Source organism: Pseudomonas sp. URMO17WK12:I7, from assembly GCF_003269045.1.
Lineage (GTDB): Bacteria > Pseudomonadota > Gammaproteobacteria > Pseudomonadales > Pseudomonadaceae > Aquipseudomonas > Aquipseudomonas putida_J.
This window is the reverse complement of sequence record NZ_QLTL01000026.1, coordinates 1-19286: the sequence shown is the minus strand read 5'-3', so window position 1 is coordinate 19286 and position 19286 is coordinate 1. Positions and strand designations below refer to the sequence as shown.

12 protein-coding genes and 1 other RNA gene are annotated in these 19286 nt (G+C 64.0%); 6 read left to right on the top strand and 7 right to left on the bottom strand.

All coding sequences use genetic code 11. From position 1 onward, the window contains the following. Positions 1–14: 14 nt before the first annotated feature. Positions 15–2054 (bottom strand): DNA polymerase III subunit gamma/tau, encoded by a 2040-nt coding sequence (gene dnaX / locus H040_RS25625; RefSeq protein WP_027921265.1) that lies wholly within the window; start codon positions 2052–2054, stop codon positions 15–17. Positions 2055–2177: 123 nt separating this feature from the next. On the opposite strand from dnaX, the gene H040_RS25620 reads away from it, so the two are divergent. Both H040_RS25620 and H040_RS25615 read left to right on the top strand, forming a co-directional pair. Continuing rightward, positions 2178–2945 carry a substrate-binding periplasmic protein gene (locus H040_RS25620; RefSeq protein ID WP_027921264.1) on the top strand — a complete coding sequence of 256 codons (768 nt, stop codon included), beginning with the start codon at positions 2178–2180 and terminating at the stop codon, positions 2943–2945. Between the two features lie 143 nt (positions 2946–3088). After that, a complete protein-coding gene (locus H040_RS25615) occupies positions 3089–3514 on the top strand; it encodes a hypothetical protein (RefSeq protein ID WP_027921263.1) in 426 nt (141 codons plus the stop codon). 419 nt (positions 3515–3933) lie between these two features. Here the strand turns inward: H040_RS25615 and ffs are convergent. The 5 genes from ffs to H040_RS25590 form a co-directional block, all read right to left on the bottom strand. Beyond that, positions 3934–4030: signal recognition particle sRNA small type (ffs, locus tag H040_RS25610), an RNA gene on the bottom strand. A gap of 274 nt (positions 4031–4304) precedes the next feature. Continuing rightward, positions 4305–6635 carry an NAD-dependent DNA ligase LigA gene (ligA, locus tag H040_RS25605; RefSeq protein ID WP_027921262.1) on the bottom strand — a complete coding sequence of 777 codons (2331 nt, stop codon included), beginning with the start codon at positions 6633–6635 and terminating at the stop codon, positions 4305–4307. Between the two features lie 237 nt (positions 6636–6872). After that, positions 6873–7763, bottom strand: a complete 891-nt coding sequence (zipA, locus tag H040_RS25600; protein WP_027921261.1) for a cell division protein ZipA — start codon at positions 7761–7763, stop codon at positions 6873–6875. Between the two features lie 204 nt (positions 7764–7967). Beyond that, positions 7968–11456: a chromosome segregation protein SMC gene (gene smc, locus H040_RS25595; RefSeq protein ID WP_027921260.1), complete on the bottom strand. Its 3489-nt coding sequence runs from the start codon at positions 11454–11456 to the stop codon at positions 7968–7970. 3 nt (positions 11457–11459) lie between these two features. Next, positions 11460–12119, bottom strand: a complete 660-nt coding sequence (locus H040_RS25590; protein ID WP_027921259.1) for a GntR family transcriptional regulator — start codon at positions 12117–12119, stop codon at positions 11460–11462. Positions 12120–12386: 267 nt separating this feature from the next. On the opposite strand from H040_RS25590, the gene xdhA reads away from it, so the two are divergent. The 4 genes from xdhA to guaD all read left to right on the top strand — a co-directional run bounded on the left by xdhA (position 12387) and on the right by guaD (position 18556). Continuing rightward, on the top strand, positions 12387–13841 hold the full coding sequence (gene xdhA / locus H040_RS25585) for a xanthine dehydrogenase small subunit (RefSeq protein ID WP_027921258.1): 1455 nt from the start codon (positions 12387–12389) through the stop codon (positions 13839–13841). Next, on the top strand, positions 13834–16233 hold the full coding sequence (xdhB, locus tag H040_RS25580) for a xanthine dehydrogenase molybdopterin binding subunit (RefSeq protein WP_027921257.1): 2400 nt from the start codon (positions 13834–13836) through the stop codon (positions 16231–16233). The genes xdhA and xdhB overlap by 8 nt, the downstream gene beginning before the upstream one ends. A gap of 162 nt (positions 16234–16395) precedes the next feature. Then, positions 16396–17241, top strand: coding sequence for a xanthine dehydrogenase accessory protein XdhC (gene xdhC, locus H040_RS25575; protein WP_027921256.1), 846 nt, complete (start codon positions 16396–16398; stop codon positions 17239–17241). A 10-nt stretch (positions 17242–17251) separates the two neighbouring features. Then, entirely contained in the window at positions 17252–18556 is a 1305-nt protein-coding gene (guaD, locus tag H040_RS25570; RefSeq protein ID WP_027921255.1) for a guanine deaminase, read from the top strand. Here guaD and aqpZ read toward each other — a convergent pair. Further along, entirely contained in the window at positions 18553–19251 is a 699-nt protein-coding gene (gene aqpZ / locus H040_RS25565; protein ID WP_027921254.1) for an aquaporin Z, read from the bottom strand. The two genes, guaD and aqpZ, sit on opposite strands and share 4 nt — an antisense overlap. Positions 19252–19286: the final 35 nt, after the last annotated feature.

Here is a 19286-nt window from a genome sequence, read left to right as displayed (position 1 = left end):
CCGCATGGTTGTGATTACTGGCCCTGGCTGACCAGGGCTTCTACAGGCTCAATAGTATCCTGTCGTACCGTGGCACCGAACAGCTTGATCATCTGCTGGATCAACGGATCCTGTTCGATCGAGTGCACGGCGTCCTGCTGGCGCTCGGCGCGCTTGCGCGACGCTGCCTGGGCCGGGGTTTCCTGTTCGGGGCGAATCAGTTCGATCCGCAGGTTCAGGGTACGCCCCAGGTGCTGGTTGAGCGCCTCGTTCAGCCGGCGTTGCTGGGTGCTGTTGAACAGCGCGCCCTGGCCTGGGTCCAGGTGCAGCAGCCAATCGTCACCGTCGGCAGCCATCAGCGTACAGTTTGCAGCGATGTTGCCTGTCATGCCGGACACAGGCAACTGTGGGAACAACTCCAGCCATTGCAGGGCCAGGCCGGTCGCCGGTTGAGCAGCCGGCAGCGGTTCGGGCGTTGCGGCCTGGGGTTCTTCCTGAACGTGTTCTGCCAGCTCATCGAGGTAGCTGAAGCCTGCCGGGTCGCTTTCGCCACCGTAGTAGTCCTCGTCCATTGGCGGCTCGTCGTCGCGGTCCATGCCAGCCGAAGCGTAGGCCGACGGGTCGAAGGGCGGCTCGTCGTAAGCTGGCTGGGGGTCATGCGAGGCTGCAATCGGTGCTGGGGCTGCTACTGGCTCGGGCGCAGGCGCGGCAGCAGGCTCCTCCCAAGGCAGGTCGATGACCTCTTCCACAACCGCCGGCTCAGGTGCGGCAACTTCAGGTTCAGGTTCAGGTGCTGGCTCAGGCGCCGGAGCCGGAGCCACAACCGGTGCGGCCTCAACCTCTGCAGCAGGTGCCACTGGCGCAGGCTGCGACACCGCAACCGCAGGCGCCTCGACAGCAACGGCTGGCGCTGCCACCGGGGTTGCCGGATCAGCTGTGGCCTGGCTGATCCCCACTGGCTTTAGCACCGGCTTCGGCGCATCGTCGGTATCCGCCGGCCGGAACGCCAGCATGCGCAGCAAGACCATTTCGAAACCGCCCCGCGGGTCCGGCGCCAACGGCAGGTCGCGACGGCCGATCAGGCCCATCTGGTAGTAGAACTGCACGTCTTCGGCCGGCAACGCCGACGCCAGTGCCAGCACCCGGTCGCGATCGCCCTGGCCATTGTCCACCGCCTCGGGCAGCGCCTGGGCGATGGCCACGCGGTGCAGCACGTTGAGCATCTCGGCCAGCACCCCGCTCCAGTCCGGCCCCTGCTCGGCAAGGTTGCGCACGGCTTCGAGCAGCGCCCGCGCATCCCCTTCGAGCAGCGCCTGCAGCACGCCATAGACCTGGCCATGATCGAGGCTGCCAAGCATGGCGCGCACATCGGCTGCCAGTACCTTGCCCTCACCGAAGGCGATGGCCTGATCGGTGAGGCTCATGGCGTCACGCATCGAACCATCGGCAGCACGGCCGAGCAGCCACAGGGCATCCGCCTCGAACGGCACGTTTTCGGCCTGCAGCACGTGGCTCAGGTGCTCGACCACCCGCTCCGGGCTCATGTTCTTGAGCGAGAACTGCAGGCAGCGCGACAGGATGGTGGCCGGCAGCTTCTGCGGGTCGGTGGTGGCGAGGATGAACTTGACGTAGGGCGGCGGCTCTTCAAGCGTCTTGAGCAAGGCGTTGAACGAGTGGGTGGAGAGCATGTGCACTTCGTCGATCAGGTAGACCTTGAAGCGCCCACGGCTCGGCGCGTACTGCACGTTATCGAGCAGCTCGCGGGTGTCTTCGACCTTGGTGCGGCTGGCGGCGTCGATCTCGATCAGGTCGACGAAACGGCCTTCGTCGATCTCCCTGCACACCGAGCAGACTCCACAAGGCGTGGAGGTAATGCCGGTTTCGCAGTTGAGGCATTTGGCGATGATTCGCGCAATGGTAGTCTTGCCCACCCCCCGCGTACCGGTAAACAGGTAGGCGTGGTGCAGGCGCTGGTTGTCCAAGGCATTGATCAAGGCCTTGAGCACATGGGTCTGGCCGACCATTTCGCGGAACGAGCGCGGACGCCATTTACGTGCAAGAACCTGATAACTCATCGAAAAACCATCGCAGCCTGATCGAGCGGAAGATCGCTAATGCTAGCGGAGCGGGGGCAAAATTGCACCCTGCACAGTTCGTCTAAGCTAAGCAACTGGCGCGCTGTTCAAGGAGGATGTGCATTGCGACGACTGCTGGCCCTGCTATTGCTCTGGTGCACCCACAGCCTGGCGGATCAACCGGTGCTGCGCTTTTCCGTGGCCGAGAGCTGGAGCATGCCGCTGGTGCGGGTCGAAGGCGGCCAGCCGGTGGAAGGCCTGGTCTTTGATCTTCTGCAGGCGCTGGCCCGGGAAGCCGGCGTGCGACCGGAATACCACGTGATGGCCCGCCTGCGCCTGCAACAGGCGATGGATGCTGGCGATATCGATGTACGCTGCTATGTCAGCAGCCAGTGGTTCAATGATCGGCCAGGGAATTTTGTCTGGAGCATTCCGTTACTTCTGCAGCGTGATGTACTGGTCGGGCGACCTGATGACGATACCCCTATCGACCCCGAACAACTGCCGCCCCAGGCAATCGGTACGGTGCTGGGGTATGCCTACGGCACGCTGGAGCCGTTGTTTGCCCAAGGGTGCCTGCAGCGCGAGGACAGCCGTAGCCAGCAATTGGCACTGCAGAAGCTGCAGATCGGGCGGTATCGGCATGCGGTGAGCAATGAGCTTTCGCTGCAGTGGTTCAACCAGGGTTTGCCTGCCGGGCAGCGGCTGCAGGTGCAGGCGGTGCTGGAGGAACAGGCGCTGGGGTGCATGGTGAGGAACGACCCGGCGATACCAACCCAAGGCATCTTGCGGGCCCTGGTGCGCATGAGGCAGTCGGGGGAGATCGAACGGATTGTGCGGCGGTATGGGGCAACGGAGTATTCGGGGGAGTTTTCGGTGGTCCAGCCTTGAGCTGAATTGGCTAACGACCGCCTGACAGTCAATCCCGACCTGCCAGCGGCGACTAAATATCAATGTGCCATCACTCAGTGTAAAGTTACGCGCCCCGACGCCCTGCGGCGGGCGAAAACCGTATCCACACTAAGGAAAGTTGCATGTCCACCGCTCGAACTCTGACCGCCGCCGCATTGATAGCGCTGACCACTGGCTGTGCCACCGGCCTCAATTCGGTCCAAGAGTCGGAACTCGCTGGCTACCGCGCCAGAAACCTCTCGGTAGAAGAGAAAAAACCCGGGCTTGCCGCCGGCCTCGGCCTGCTTCCAGGTGGCGGGTCGTTCTACGGCCGCGCCTACGGCTTTGGCGTGGTGAACCTGCTGTGCTGGCCGCTCTCCATCCTCTGGGACCCCGTCAGCGGGCATGACGCTGCAGAGATGATCAACTATCAAGCCACAAAGGCCCATATCGCAGCGCTGAAAAAACGCGACATGGACGAGTTGGATGCCCAGTTGGAGACTGAAGCGATCGACATCAAGCGCTATGCGCTCGACAAACGCCGTATTGATGAGAAATACAACCTTTGAGGCCATCAGCCGCAGAGCGTCGCACAGGCGGCGCTCAATCTCACAGGCGCTGAAGCTGCTGTGGCACGTGCCTGCCAGGCGCTACACGCTCACTTGCGCTTCAGCGCCAGCCGACTGTCGCTACCGGGGATTCAAGGCCACCGAGACTACAACATCATCCGAAGCGAACGATGTGCCGTTCCACCCAGGGAATTCGCGAGCCCTTTCATCTTGACCTTGAAGCTGGAAAAAACCCTACGCAAAGCCAGGAGTGAATCAGCTTGGCAAGCGCTGCTGCCTTTCTGCCTGGGAGCGGGGTTTTCGTTGATCGTGATCGTTGTCGGCACCGGGATCAGGCGACAGCTGTAACCAGTGATCACAAGATGGGAAAGGTAATGCGCAGGCCGAATGCAACTTTCCGACCCCGGAAATGGAGGCGGCCCCACCAGCCACACCCCGGCACTCGATGTTCCCGCTATGGCTGCTCCCTTCCGGGCCTGACCAGGTTAACGGGTAATCAATGCGGGGGGACCGATGGGGCCACCACTACGCGGCTCGCCAAGCAGCGAGCCGCGCCATTGTACCGGTCTGGGGCCAAGATACAACCTCTGCGCGAGAAAAAGTCATCATTTCTCAATGACTTGTCCGAAATCAGGGTGATCGGGCGCTGGCACGGGGCGCGTATAGGAGCGGCCTTGTGTCGCGAAAGGGCTGTAAAGCAGCCCCCGCAAAATCGAGTCACGGCACTGACAGGGGGGCGCTTCGCACCCCTTTCGCGACACAAGGCCGCTCCTACAAAGGCCGCGCAGGATCAGACAGTGATGCCATGCCCTGCCAGGAAAGTGACGAAGGCTTCCTCATCCAGCACCTTCACACCAAGCTCACTGGCCTTGGCCAGCTTGGAGCCGGCACCAGGGCCTGCGACCACACAGTGGGTCTTGCCGGAGACCGAGCCGGCTACCTTGGCGCCCAGGCCTTCCAGCTTTTCCTTGGCTATGTCACGGCTGAAGCGCTCCAGCGACCCTGTCAGCACCCAGGTCTGGCCGGCCAGTGGCAGGCCTTCGGCAACTTTCTTCTCGCTGCTCCAGTGCATACCGAAGGCCAGCAGTTGTGCCTCGATGTCGCGGGCCAGCTGCTGGTTCGCCGGGACTTTGAAGAAATCGCGCACCGCTTCGGCCTGTTTGGCCGCCAGCGCCTGGCGCAAGTCGATGCCGTCAGCCGCAATGATCTTGTCCAGGCTGTCGAGCTTGGCCACCAGTTTTTCCGCACCCGTCGGGCCGACCGAGGGGATGTCGAGCTTGGCGATCATGCCAGCCAGGGTAGTGCTGGCGGCAAACTCGGCGGCCAGCTCGCCCTCGTCCTGCAACTGCATGCCGCAGGCCAGCAACTGCTCGATGACCGTGCGGTTGTGCTCGTCCTCGAAGAAGTTGTGGATCTCGTACGCTACCTCCAGGCCGATGTCCGGAAGATAGGTCAGCACCTGCGGCAGCGCCTGCTGCACGCGCGTCAGGCTGCCCAGCGAGCGGGCCAGGACCTTGGCGGTTTCCTCGCCCACATCCGGGATACCCAGGGCATAGATGAAGCGCGCCAGGCTCGGGCGTTTGCTGGCCTCGATGGCGTCCAGCAGTTTCCTGCTGGAAACCTCGGCGAAACCTTCAAGGCCGACGATCTGGTCGAACTCCAACTTGTACAGGTCTGCCGGAGAGCCGATCAGGTCCTCATCCACCAACTGCTCGACGCTCTTCTCGCCCAAGCCATCAATGTCCATGGCACGGCGAGAAACGTAGTGGATGATTGCCTGCTTGAGCTGGGCACCACAGGCCAGACGGCCGACGCATCGATACACCGCGCCTTCGCTGGTGGTTTCCTTGCCCTTGCTGCGCTTGACCAATTGAGTGCGCTCGACCTGGGAGCCACACACCGGGCACTCGGTCGGCACTTCGACCGGCCGCGCATCTTCGGGGCGGCGTTCGAGCACCACCTGCATCACCTGGGGAATCACGTCACCGGCACGGCGAATGATCACCGTGTCACCGATGCGCAGGCCCAGCCGGGCGATTTCGTCCATGTTGTGCAGGGTGGCGTTGGACACGGTCACACCTGCCACCTTGACCGGCTTCAGGCGCGCCACTGGCGTGACCGCGCCGGTACGGCCGACCTGGAATTCCACATCCAGCACTTCGGTGAGCTCTTCCATGGCCGGGAACTTGTGGGCGATGGCCCAGCGTGGTTCGCGCGCACGGAAGCCCAGCTCGCGCTGAGCCGCCAGGCTGTTGACCTTGAACACCACGCCATCGATCTCGTACGGCAGGCTGTTGCGCCGTTCGCCAATGTCGCGGTAGTAGGCCAGGCACTCTTCGATGCCGGCCGCATGCCTGAGCTCGCGACTGATCGGCAGGCCCCACTGCTTGAGCTGCTCGAGAATGCCGATATGGCTCTCGCCGATGCTCTCGGACACCTGCCCGACACCGTAGCAGCAGAACTCCAGCGGGCGGCTGGCGGTGATCTTCGAGTCCAGCTGGCGCAGGCTGCCGGCCGCCGCGTTGCGAGGGTTGGCGAAGGTCTTGCCACCGGCCTCGGCCTGGGCGGCATTGAGGCGGTCGAAGCCGGCCTTGCTCATGTACACCTCGCCACGCACTTCAAGCACGGCGGGCCAGCCTTCGCCCTGCAGCTTCAGCGGGATGTTGCGCACGGTGCGCACATTGGCACTGATGTCTTCGCCGGTCGTGCCGTCGCCACGGGTAGCGCCTTGCACCAACTGACCATCGCGGTACAGCAGGCTTACTGCCAGGCCATCGAGTTTCGGTTCGCAGCTGAAATCCACGGCGCCCGGCTGGTCGAGCCCATCGACCACGCGGCGGCCGAATTCGCGCAGGTCAGCTTCTTCGAAGGCGTTGCCAAGGCTGAGCATCGGCACTTCATGACGCACCTGGCTAAAGGCAGCCAAGGCAGCCCCCCCGACACGCTGGGTTGGCGAATCAGGGGTGACCAGGTGGGGGTGCTCGGCTTCGAGCGCCTTCAGTTCATTGAACAGACGATCGTATTCGGCATCGGGCACGCTTGGCTCGTCGAGCACGTAGTAGCGGTAGTTGTGCTGGTCGAGCTCGGCGCGCAGTTCGTGGATTCGGGTTTCGGCGTTCATGGGTCAGGGTCTCTTGCAAAGCAAAAAGAGCAGCCTGGAGGGATGCTTGGGGCTTAAGAGTCTGACTACCTGTGTCGGCCCCTTCGCGGGCAAGCCCGCTCCCGCAGGTACGCCACACGCCTCATGGGCAGTGGCATACCTGCGGGAGCGGGCTTGCCCGCGAAAAGGGCCGGCACAGACGACAACACGTCTTGAACCGGCCAGCATGCCCACAGGCTGCTCTTTCGTCTGGATCTATCAGCGTTTCTGGGTCAGCGCACGGCGCTCGAACTCGACGATGCGCTGGCGGTAGTGCTCGATGGTTTGCGCGGTCAGCACGCTGCGCTGGTCGTCCTTGAGCTCGCCATTGAGCTCATGGGCCAGCTTGCGCGCCGCAGCCACCATCACGTCAAAGGCCTGCTTCGGATGACGCGGGCCAGGCAGGCCGAGGAAGAAGCTCACGGCACGGGTGCTGAAGTGGTCGATGTCGTCCAGGTCGAAGATGCCTGGCTTGACTGCGTTGGCCATGGAGAACAGCACTTCGCCGTGACCCGCCATGCTTTCGTGGCGGTGGAAGATGTCCATCTCGCCAAAACGCAGGCCGCTTTCGAGGATGTTCTGCAGCAGGGCTGGCCCCTTGAAACCGCCCTCATCGCGGGAAATCACGCTGATCACCAGCACTTCCTCGACCGGCGGCAGCTCCTTGGCCGCGTTGCCGGTGGCGGCAAAGCCGCTGCTGCGGGTGTTGTCAGCGACAAATTCTTCGTCAGCATCGGCAAACAGGTCAGGCTCGCGCGGTTCGGCGGCCAGGTTCAGGTCACCCTGCTGCTGCGCCTCTGCCGTACGCTTGCCACGCTTGCTGGCCTTGGCCGGCTTGGGCTCGCGCTCACGTTCGCGCTCACGCGCCGGTGCGCTGAGCGACGGCAGGTCGGCCTCGTCCAGTTCAGGCTCCTTCTGGGTATCCAGCACCCGCGACGGGCCGAGCACTTCAGCGCTGCCCTCCTCGTCCGGCAGGTTGGAATAACTGCGATCCAGACGGAATTTCAGCTTGCCTTTTCCGCCGCGCATGCGGCGCCAGCCGTCGAAAAGAATACCGGCGATGACAATGACGCCGATGACGATCAGCCACTCGCGCAGACCGATTTCCATGTAATCCCGTGCCTCTATAAAAATATGCTTGAAAACAAAGGGTTCAAAGCCCTTTAACACGTGGCGCCAACTCTATGTTCTGACAGGCGTTTTACCCACGCAAAAAACGAGTGACATTAAGCTAGCACGACCAAAGACAACTTTACACCGTCTGTCGCACATGACAGGGGCATTTGCCTACAGTTTTCGCCCTATCTTCCCTCATCAGGCGTCTACCATGGCCAGCGCCTCCTCGACATCAACTGCAACAAGACGTGAACAACCGGGCTCGTGCATGGTCACCCCCATCAATTGGTCCGCCATCTCCATGGCAATCTTGTTATGGGTGATGTAGATGAACTGCACGCTTTCACTCATTTCCTTGACCAGCCGGGCGTAGCGCCCGACGTTGGCATCGTCCAGCGGCGCATCGACTTCGTCGAGCATGCAGAACGGTGCGGGGTTCAACTTGAAGATGGCAAACACCAGCGCCAACGCGGTCAGTGCCTTCTCGCCGCCGGACAGCAGATGGATGGTGCTGTTCTTCTTGCCCGGCGGACGCGCCATGATCGTCACCCCTGTATCGAGTAGATCTTCGCCCGTCAGTTCCAGATAAGCGCTGCCGCCACCGAAAACTTTTGGAAAAAGTGCCTGTAATCCGGCATTTATCTGATCAAAGGTATCCTTGAAGCGGTTGCGGGTCTCCTTGTCGATCTTGCGAATGACGTTTTCCAAGGTATCCAGGGCTTCGACCAGGTCAGCATCCTGGGCGTCCAGATAACGCTTGCGCTCCGACTGCTGCTCGTATTCCTCGATGGCCGCCAGGTTGATCGCACCCAGGCGCTGAATGCGCCCTTCGGTCTGCTCCAGCTCCTGCTCGGTGCCCTGCTCGCTGGCATCCGCCTCGACGGTGGCGAGCACGCCCTGCAAATCGTAGCCGTCGGCCAGCAGTTGTTCCTGCAAGGTCTTGCGGCGGATGTCCAGACCCTGGTTTTCCAGGCGCATCTGTTCCAGCTGGCCGCGCAGCAGCTGGGCTTGCTGTTCGGCCTGGGTGCGGCGCTTTTCGGCGTCGCGCAGTGCGCGGTCGGCTTCGTCCATGTGCAGCCGCGCCAGGCGCATTTCTTCGTCCACGCTCATGCGCCGCTCCAGCAGCTCTTCGAGCTTCAGGCGCAACTCTTCGAGCGGAGCCTCACCCTCTTCAAGGTTCAGGCTCAGTTGCTCCTGACGCTCGCTCAGGCGTGCGGCCTGCTGCTCCAGACGCTCCAAGGCCTGGCGGGTGGAGTCGTACTGAGCGCGCAGCGAACCCAGGCGCACGGCCAACTGATGGGCGTGATCCTTGTGCTGGCGGGCTTCCTGGCGGATGCGATCGAGGCCTTCGCGCAAGGTGTCGCGGCGCGCCATCAACTGCTCTCGCTGCTCGGTGTCCTGGGCCATCAGGTCCAGAGCCTCCTGCAGCACCAGGCGCGCCTCGCCCAATTGCTCCTGCTCCAAGGTGCGCTGCTCCTGAAGCTCAGCCAGCTCTTCCTGCAGTCGGCGGCGGCGCAGCTCGACCTGCTCGGCGCGGGCACGGCCGGCGGACAGGCTGGCCTTGAACTCGCCGTGCTGGCGGCTTTCTTCCTGGGTGCGGCGGCGCAACTGCTCACGCTGCTCCTCCAGCTCCAGCTGCTGCTCGCGGGTTACCTGAAGCTGCTGCTCCTGATGCTCCAGCGTTGCTTCAAGCTCCAGCTGCTCCTGGCCCAGGCGTTCGATTTCCTGGCCGCGAGCCAGCACGCCACCCTGGGCTTCGCCACCCCGGCTGACGCGCAGAAAATGGCGGCCAACCCAGTAGCCATCGCGACTCACCAGGCTCTGCCCTTCCCCCAGCGCTGCGCGCCTCGCCAAGGCCTCGGCGAGGTCTTCGACCGGCTGCACCCGGCCCAGCCACGGGGCCAGATCGATACGCCCTTCGACCTTGTCGAGCAGGCTGCCGGGCTGACGCTCACCGCCCCCAGCCGCCAGCAACAGGCGTAGCTCGCCCTGCTCCAGGGCGTTGAAATCCAGGCCGGCAAAATCATCCAGCAGCACAGCCTGCAAATCGGCGCCCAGCACGGTTTCCACCGCCAGCTCCCAACCCGGCTCCACGCGCAGCCCCTCGGCCAGGCGCGGGCGCTGCTCCAGGCCTTGTTCGCGCAGCCAGTCGGCAGCACCGATGCCCGGTTCCAGGGCGGCCTGCTGCAGCGCCTCCAGCGAGGCCAGGCGGCCGCCGAGGCGCTGCAGGTCGCCCTGCTGCTGTTGCTGGGCCTGGATCGCCTGTTGCAGCTGCTCGCGCACGCTTTCCAGGCGCTCGACCACCTGCTGCTCAGACAACTGCAACTCTTCGAGCAACATTTCGCTGCTGGCCAGCTGCTCGGAAAGCTCCAGCAGGGAAGCATCCTGCGGATCTACCGCCAGTTGTCCGCTTTCCTCGACCAGCTTGCGTTGGCGTTCGGCCAGGCGCTCCAGGCTGGCTTCCAGCTGCTGCAGGCGCGCCTGCTGCACTTCGGCCTGACGCCGCGGTTCGGAGGAGCGGGTGTTGAAGCTGTCCCACTGCTCCTGCCAGCCGTGCATGCCCAACTCGGCTTCTTCGAGGGTGGCGGCAGCCTCTTCGGCGGCGGCCAGGGTCAGCTCCTGCTCCGGCTCGAGCATGGCCAGCTCTTCACCCAGGGTGGCCAGCAGGGTGCGGTCATGGCCCAGGTGCGATTCGGTTTCCTGGCGGGTACGCTCGGCTTCCTTGAAGTCGTCCTGCAACTGGCGCAGGCGCTGCTGGCCGTGCTGGATGCTCTGTTCCACCCGAGCGATATCACCGGCCACCGAATAGAAGCGCCCCTGCACCTGATTGAAGCGCTCCGACAGCTCGTGGTGGCCGTCGCGCAGGCGCTCGATGCTGGCGTCGGCGTTACGCTGCTCGGCAACCAGCGCCTCATGGGCGACATCCTGGTCACCGATCACCGCCTCGCGCTGGCGCACGCGCTCGTCCAGGTCGCGCCAACGCAGGGCCGACAGGCGCGCCTTGAGCTGGCGTTCCTGGGCCTTGTATTCACGGTACTTTTCGGCAGCCTGGGCCTGGCGATGCAGGCGTTCGAGCTGACGCTCCAGCTCTTCGCGCAGGTCGGTGAGCCGCGCCAGGTTCTCCTGGGTGCGGCGTATGCGGCTTTCGGTCTCGCGGCGGCGCTCCTTGTACTTGGAGATGCCGGCCGCCTCTTCGATGAAATTGCGCAGCTCTTCGGGCTTGGCCTCGATCAGCTTGGAAATCATGCCCTGCTCGATGATCGAATAGCTGCGCGGGCCCAGGCCTGTGCCGAGGAAGATGTCGGTGATGTCCCGACGGCGGCACTTGGTGCCGTTCAGGTAATAGCTGTTCTGCCCGTCACGAGTCACCTTGCGGCGGATGGAAATCTCGGCGTAGGCGGCGTACTCGCCGAGCAAGGTGGTTTCGCTGTTGTCGAATACCAGCTCGATGCTGGCCTGGCTCACCGGCTTGCGGCTGGTGGAGCCGTTGAAGATGACATCGGTCATCGACTCGCCACGCAGGTTCTTCGCCGAACTCTCGCCCATCACCCAGCGCACCGCGTCGATGATGTTGGACTTGCCGCAGCCATTGGGGCCGACGACGGCCGCCATGTTGCTGGGGAAGTTGACCGTAGTGGGGTCGACGAACGACTTGAACCCGGCCAGGCGAATGCACTTCAGGCGCATCGGTCAGCCCCGGGCCAGCGCCGCCAGCACCAGTTCGCAGCTGCGCTGGCCATAGGCGGTGAGTACCTCGCGGATGCGCGGCAGGTCGCGGGCAACCACGGCTTCGAGCAGGCGGGCGAACAGGTCGAGGTAGTCGTCCATGTTGGCCTGGCGCTGATCCAGGGCCAGGTAGTAGGCACGGCTCATGGCCGGCTGCAGGTTCTCGACCGTTTCCTGCAGGTAAGGGTTGTCTGCGAACGGGTAGGCAGCACGCATTACCGCAAAGCTGTCGGCGACGAAGACCTTGATGTCCTGCTGCTCGCGGGCCTGGCGCAGGCGCTGCTGGATGTCCAGGAACGGGCGCAGGTCGCCCTCGGTGCGCCACTTTTGTGCAACCGCATTACCCAGCAGGATGTAGAACTCGCCCATCAAGGTGCACAGGCTGCGCACGCCGCGCTCGTCCAGTTGGGTCACATGGGCGCCACGACGCGGCAGGATCGCCACCAGATGGCGACGTTCGAGGATCAATAACGCTTCGCGCACCGAGCCACGGCTGACACTGAGTGCCTGGGTGACCTTCTGCTCCTGGATCCGCTCACCGGGCGCAAGCTCGCCGCGAATGATGCGTTCGGCCAGGTAGTCGGCAATCTGCTCGGCGAGGCTGTCCGGCGCCTTGAACGTCATGGTTTTCCTTCAAAATCATTGAACTGGGCACAAGGGAGCGATTGTAGCGCACTTGCCCAGCACACGCGCAGAGGGGCGTGGCGCTTTCTTTGACCTGCCGGGCAGACAGCCGGGCGGCGCGATCTATGCTTAAGGTATGGGCACATTTTTCGGTGAGACATCAGCATGAATAATTTCCTGACCTTTGAGTCAGAAAATTATTGACCACCGCGACAGGTCTGCTTATTGTCCGCCCAACAACAATAAAACCATTGCGAGGCCATCCCCGTGATCCAGTTTCTCGTCAACCAGGCGCTGCGTAGTGAGCATGCCCTGGACCCGAACATGACGGTGCTGCAGTACCTGCGCGAGCACCTGGGCAAACCCGGCACCAAAGAAGGCTGCGCCAGTGGCGACTGCGGCGCCTGCACCGTGGTGGTCGGCGAGCTTGTCCAGGACGAACTAGGCGAGGACAAGCTGCGCTACCGCAGCCTGAACGCCTGCCTGACCTTCGTCTCCTCCTTGCACGGCAAGCAACTGATCAGCGTCGAAGGGCTCAAGCACGACGGGCAGTTGCACAGCGTGCAACAGGCCATGGCCGACTGCCACGGCTCGCAATGCGGCTTCTGCACACCTGGCTTCGTCATGTCGCTGTTCGCCCTGCAGAAGAACAGCCAGGGCGCCGACCTGCATCAGGCCCAGGAGGCCCTGGCCGGCAACCTTTGCCGCTGCACCGGTTACCGCCCGATCCTCGACGCTGCCGAGCAAAGCTGCCGCCAGCCTTGCCGCGACCAGTTCGACGCCCAGCAGGCGCAAACCATCGCCCGCCTGAAGGCCATCGCCCCCACCCAGACCGGCGAGCTCAACAGCGGCGACAAGCGCTGCCTGGTGCCGCTGACCGTGGCCGACCTGGCCGACCTGTACAGCTCGCACCCCGAAGCGCGCCTGCTGGCCGGTGGTACCGACCTGGCTCTGGAAGTCACCCAGTTCCACAAGACCCTGCCGGTGATGATCTACGTCGGCCACGTCGCCGAACTCAAGCGCATCGACAAGACCGCCAGCCACCTGGAAATCGGCGCTGCCACCCCGCTGACCGACTGTTACGGCGCACTCAACGAGGAGTACCCGGACTTCGGCGACCTGCTGCACCGCTTCGCCTCGCTGCAGATCCGCAACCAGGGCACCCTGGGCGGCAACATCGGCAACGCCTCGCCAATCGGCGACTCGCCACCCCTGCTGATCGCCCTGGATGCGCAGGTGGTCCTGCGCCAGGGCGAGCGCCAGCGGGTGATGCCGCTGGAAGACTACTTCATCGACTACCGCATCACCGCCCGCCAGGACAGTGAGTTCATCGAGAAGATCATCGTGCCACGTGCCAGCAACGACTGGGCCTTCCGTGCCTATAAAGTGTCCAAGCGCCTGGACGACGACATCTCCGCCGTGTGCGCCGCCTTCAACCTGAGCATCGAAGACGGCGTGGTCAGCGGCGTACGCATCGCCTTCGGCGGCATGGCAGCCATCCCGAAACGCGCCCGCGCCTGCGAAGCGGCCTTGCGCGGCAAACCGTGGAACCAGGCCAGCATCGAGCGTGCCTGCCAGGCCCTGGCCGAAGACTTCACCCCGCTCAGCGATTTCCGCGCCAGCAAGGAGTACCGCTTGCTGACCGCACAGAACCTGCTGCGCAAGTACTTCATCGAACAACAAACGCCCTACATCGAGACCCGGGTGACCGACTATGTCTAACCATCACGTGGCCAAGAGCCAGGCCAAGATGGCCGAACTGTTCAGCCAGGACCTGATCACCGGGGTCGGGCGCAGCGTCAAGCACGACAGCGCCGACAAGCATGTGTCGGGCGAAGCGCTGTACATCGACGACCGCCTGGAATTCCCCAACCAGCTGCACGTTTATGCGCGCACTGCGGACCGCGCCCATGCGCGCATCCTGCGCATCGACACCACGCCGTGCTACGCCTTCGAAGGCGTGCGCATCGCCATCACCCACGACGACATCCCGGGCCTGAAGGACATCGGCCCGGTGGTCGCCGGCGACCCGCTGCTGGCCATCGACAAGGTCGAGTTCTACGGCCAACCGGTGCTCGCCGTGGCCGCTCGCGACCTCGATACCGCACGCCGCGCAGCGATGGCTGCCATCGTCGAATACGAAGACCTGGAGCCCGTGCTGGACGTGGTCGATGCGCTGCGCAAGAAGCACTTCGTGCTCGACAGCCACACCCACCAGCGCGGCGATTCAGCCGCAGCCCTGGCCAGCGCCCCGCACCGCCTGCAAGGTACCCTGCACATCGGCGGCCAGGAGCACTTCTACCTGGAAACCCAGATCTCCTCGGTGATGCCCACCGAGGACGGCGGCATGATCGTCTACTGTTCCACGCAGAACCCCACCGAAGTGCAGAAGCTGGTCGCCGAAGTACTCGACGTACCGATGAACAAGGTGGTGCTGGACATGCGCCGCATGGGCGGCGGCTTCGGCGGCAAGGAAACCCAGGCCGCAAGCCCGGCCTGCCTGTGCGCGGTGGTCGCACGCCTGACCGGCCAGCCGACCAAGATGCGCCTGCCACGGGTTGAAGACATGACCATGACCGGCAAGCGCCACCCGTTCTACGTGGAGTACGATGTCGGCTTCGATGACGACGGCCGCCTGCACGGCATCAACCTCGACCTGGCCGGCAACTGCGGCTACTCGCCCGACCTGTCCGGGTCGATCGTCGACCGCGCCATGTTCCACTCCGACAACGCCTATTACCTGGGCGATGCCACCGTGCATGGCCACCGCTGCAAGACCAACACCGCCTCCAACACCGCCTACCGCGGCTTCGGCGGCCCACAGGGGATGGTCGCCATCGAACAGGTGATGGACCACATCGCCCGCCACCTGGGCCGCGACCCACTGGCCGTGCGCAAGGCCAACTATTACGGCAAGACCGAGCGCAACGTCACCCACTACTACCAGACCGTCGAGCACAACATGCTCGAGGAAATGACCGCCGAGCTCGAAGCCAGCAGCGACTACGCCGAACGCCGCGAGTCGATCCGCCGCTTCAACGCCAACAGCCCGGTCTTGAAGAAGGGCCTGGCGCTGACGCCCGTCAAGTTCGGTATCTCGTTCACCGCCACCTTCCTCAACCAAGCCGGCGCGCTGATCCACATCTACACCGACGGCAGCATCCACCTGAACCACGGCGGCACCGAGATGGGCCAGGGCCTGAACACCAAGGTGGCACAGGTGGTGGCGCAGGTCTTCCAAGTCGATATCAGCCGCATCCAGATCACCGCCACCAATACCGACAAGGTGCCCAACACCTCGCCGACTGCAGCCTCCAGCGGTGCCGACCTGAACGGCAAAGCCGCCCAGAACGCCGCCGAGATCCTCAAGAAGCGCCTCACCGAATTTGCCGCAAGGCACTATCAGGTGACCGAGGAAGACGTCGAGTTCCGTAACGGCCATGTGCGTGTGCGCGACCAGATCGTCAGCTTCGAGCAGTTGGTGCAGCAGGCCTACTTTGGCCAGGTATCGCTGTCGAGCACCGGTTTCTACCGCACGCCAAAGATCTACTACGACCGCAGCCAGGCGCGCGGCCGGCCGTTCTACTACTTCGCCTTCGGCGCTGCCTGCGTGGAAGTGATCGTCGACACCCTGACCGGCGAGTACAAGATGCTGCGCGCCGACATCCTGCATGACGTGGGTGACTCGCTGAACCCGGCCATCGACATCGGCCAGGTCGAAGGCGGTTTCATCCAGGGCATGGGCTGGCTGACCACCGAAGAGCTGGTGTGGAACGCCAAGGGCAAGCTGATGACCAACGGCCCGGCCAGCTACAAGATCCCGGCGGTGGCCGACATGCCGCTGGACATGCGGGTGAAGCTGGTGGAGAACCGCAAGAACCCGGAAGACACGGTGTTCCACTCCAAGGCCGTGGGCGAGCCACCGTTCATGCTTGGCATCGCCGCCTGGTGTGCGCTCAAGGATGCCGTGGCCAGCATCGCCGACTATCGCGTGCAGCCGAACATCGACGCGCCGGCAACACCGGAGCGGGTGTTGTGGGGTTGCGAGCAGATGCGCATGGCGGTGGCTGCAGCACAGCCTGCCGAGCCGGAACTGGAACCCGTCACCCACTGACAATGCAAGGCCCCTGTAGGAGCGGCCTTGCGTCGCGAAAGGGTCGCGCAGCGACCCCAGGATCTGTGCAGCAATGAAGATGCCTGGGCCTGCTGCGCAGCCCTTTCGCGACACAAGGCCGCTGCTACAACGGACCATGTCGCTCTTGAGAGAGGTTGAATCATGCACCAATGGATCAACGCCCTCGCCGACCATCAGTCCCGCGGCGAAGCCTGCGTGCTGGTAACCATCATCGAGGAGCGCGGCTCGACCCCGCGCAACGCCGGCTCGAAGATGGTCGTCAGCGCCACCGGCCTGTTCGACACCATCGGCGGCGGCCATCTGGAATACAAGGCCCTGCACATCGCCCGGCAGATGCTCGAGGAACACCGCAGCACCCCGCACCTGGAGCGCTTCAGCCTCGGTGCCAGCCTCGGCCAGTGCTGCGGCGGCGCCACCGTGCTGCTGTTCGAGCCAATGGCCGCGGTGCAGGCGCAGATCGCCGTGTTCGGCGCGGGCCATGTCGGCCGTGCTCTGGTACCCTTGCTCGCCGCCCTGCCCTGCCGGGTGCGCTGGATCGACGCGCGCGAACAGGAATTCCCCGAATTCATCCCCAACGGGGTGAGCAAGGTCGTCAGTGAGGAGCCGGTCGACGAAGTCGCGGACCTGCCACCAGGCAGCTACTGCATCGTCATGACCCACAACCACCAGCTCGACCTGGAACTGACCGCCGCCATTCTCAAGCGCAACGATTTCACCTGGTTCGGCCTGATCGGCTCGAAGACCAAACGGGTCAAGTTCGAGCACCGCCTGCGCGAGCGCGGCTACGACGATGCCGTGCTGGCGCGCATGCGCTGCCCGATGGGCCTGCCCGAGGTCAAGGGCAAGCTGCCGATCGAGATTGCCGTGTCCATCGCCGGCGAAATCATTGCCACCTACAACGCCTGCTTCGGCCAGCACGACGCTGCCGCCAACGCCGGCCCCATTGCCCAGTTGCTGCCGCCCTCCCGGCGCAGCCAAGCCATTTGACGAGTGTGTTATGACCGTTACCCGCAAAGCCTACCGTGCCGCCATCCTGCACAGCATCGCCGACCCGGCCGAGGTAGGCCTGGACGCTTCCCATGAGTATTTCGAGGACGGCCTGCTGGTGATCGACGATGGCCGCATCAGTGCCGTCGGCCCTGCCAGCGAGCTGCTGCCGAACCTGGCAGCCGATATCGAAGTGGTGCATTACCAGGACGCCCTGATCACCCCGGGCTTCATCGATACCCACATCCATTTCCCGCAGACCGGCATGATCGGCTCCTACGGCGAACAGCTGCTGGACTGGCTCAACACTTACACCTTCCCCTGCGAGAAGCAGTTCGCCGACAAGGATCACGCCGACAAGGTGGCGAAGATCTTCCTCAAGGAGCTGCTGCGCAACGGCACCACCACCGCCCTGGTGTTTGGCAGCGTGCACCCGCAGTCGGTCAATGCCCTGTTCGAAGAAGCCGAGCGCCTGGACCTGCGGATGATCGCAGGCAAGGTCATGATGGATCGCAATGCCCCGGACTACCTGACCGACACTGCCGAGTCCGGCTACACCCAGAGCAAGCAGCTGATCGAACGCTGGCACGGCAAGGGCCGCCTGCACTATGCGGTGACCCCGCGCTTCGCACCGACCAGCACACCAGAACAACTGGCCTTGGCCGGTCAGCTACTGAAGGAATACCCAGGGCTGTACATGCACACCCACCTGTCCGAGAACCTCAAGGAGATCGACTGGGTAAAAGAGCTGTTCCCCGAGCAAAAAGGCTACCTGGACGTCTATGACCACTTCGAGCTGCTCAGCGAGCGCTCGGTGTTCGCCCACGGCGTGCACCTGTGCGACAGCGAATGCCAGCGCCTGGCCGAAACCGGTTCGGCCGTGGCGTTCTGCCCGACCTCCAACCTGTTCCTCGGCAGCGGCCTGTTCAACCTGCCCCAGGCCGAGCGCTTCAAGGTCAACGTGGGCCTGGGCACCGACGTCGGCGCCGGCACCAGCTTCTCGCTGCTCAACACCCTGAACGAGGCCTACAAGGTGATGCAGCTGCAGGGCGCGCGCCTGCACCCTTACAAATCGCTGTACCTGGCCACCCTCGGTGGCGCGCGCGCACTGCGCCTGGACGACCGTATCGGCAGCCTGCGCCCAGGCAACGAAGCCGATTTCGTGGTGCTCGACTACAAGGCCACGCCGCTACTGGACTACCGCATTCAGCAGTCCAGCAGCATCGAAGAGACCCTGTTCGTGCTGACCACCTTGGGCGACGACCGCACCGTGCGCGAAACCTACGCCGCCGGGCGCTGCGTGCATCAGCGCTAAGGCTCCTTCGCCAGGCCCCGGTACAGCGCGCCGCCGATCGCAGCCCCGATCAGCGGCGCCACCCAGAACAGCCACAGCTGCTGCAGGGCCCAGCCACCGACGAACAATGCCGGCCCCGTGCTGCGCGCGGGGTTGACCGAGGTATTGGTCACCGGGATCGAGATCAGGTGGATGAGGGTCAGGGCCAGGCCGATGGCAATCGGCGCGAAGCCTGCCGGGGCACGGGCATCGGTGGCGCCCATGATCACCACCAGGAACATCGCCGTCATCACCACTTCACTGACAAAACCCGCCCCCAGCGAATAGCCGCCGGGCGAATGATCGGCGTAGCCGTTCGAGGCCAGGCCCGATGAAAGCTCGAAGCCGGCCTTGCCGCTGGCGATGAAGTAGATCACTGCAGCTGCCAGAATCGCGCCGATCACTTGGGCGATGACGTAGGGCAGCAGCTCCTTGGCTGGGAAACGCCCACCCACCACCAGCCCGAACGACACGGCGGGGTTGAGGTGACAGCCGGAGATATGACCGATGGCGAACGCCATGGTCAGCACGGTGAGACCGAAAGCGAAAGCGACACCAAGCACGCCGATGCCGACGGGAGAACTAGCTGCAAGTACGGCACTGCCACAGCCACCAAGAACCAACCAGAAGGTGCCGACCAGCTCGGCCCCCATCCGTGTACCCAGAGACATGGTCATCGACCTTTCCTCAAGTAGTGGAACGCAATGGATGC

What these genes read in the sequence shown, in the direction of transcription:
- guaD (WP_027921255.1), top strand. Translation starts at nt 17,252, where the DNA reads ATGACCGTTACCCGCAAAGCCTACCGTGCCGCCATCCTGCACAGCATC.
- dnaX (WP_027921265.1), bottom strand. Translation starts at nt 2,054, where the DNA reads ATGAGTTATCAGGTTCTTGCACGTAAATGGCGTCCGCGCTCGTTCCGC.
- H040_RS25615 (WP_027921263.1), top strand. Translation starts at nt 3,089, where the DNA reads ATGTCCACCGCTCGAACTCTGACCGCCGCCGCATTGATAGCGCTGACC.
- smc (WP_027921260.1), bottom strand. Translation starts at nt 11,456, where the DNA reads ATGCGCCTGAAGTGCATTCGCCTGGCCGGGTTCAAGTCGTTCGTCGAC.
- xdhB (WP_027921257.1), top strand. Translation starts at nt 13,834, where the DNA reads ATGTCTAACCATCACGTGGCCAAGAGCCAGGCCAAGATGGCCGAACTG.
- aqpZ (WP_027921254.1), bottom strand. Translation starts at nt 19,251, where the DNA reads ATGACCATGTCTCTGGGTACACGGATGGGGGCCGAGCTGGTCGGCACC.
- H040_RS25590 (WP_027921259.1), bottom strand. Translation starts at nt 12,119, where the DNA reads ATGACGTTCAAGGCGCCGGACAGCCTCGCCGAGCAGATTGCCGACTAC.
- xdhC (WP_027921256.1), top strand. Translation starts at nt 16,396, where the DNA reads ATGCACCAATGGATCAACGCCCTCGCCGACCATCAGTCCCGCGGCGAA.
- zipA (WP_027921261.1), bottom strand. Translation starts at nt 7,763, where the DNA reads ATGGAAATCGGTCTGCGCGAGTGGCTGATCGTCATCGGCGTCATTGTC.
- ligA (WP_027921262.1), bottom strand. Translation starts at nt 6,635, where the DNA reads ATGAACGCCGAAACCCGAATCCACGAACTGCGCGCCGAGCTCGACCAG.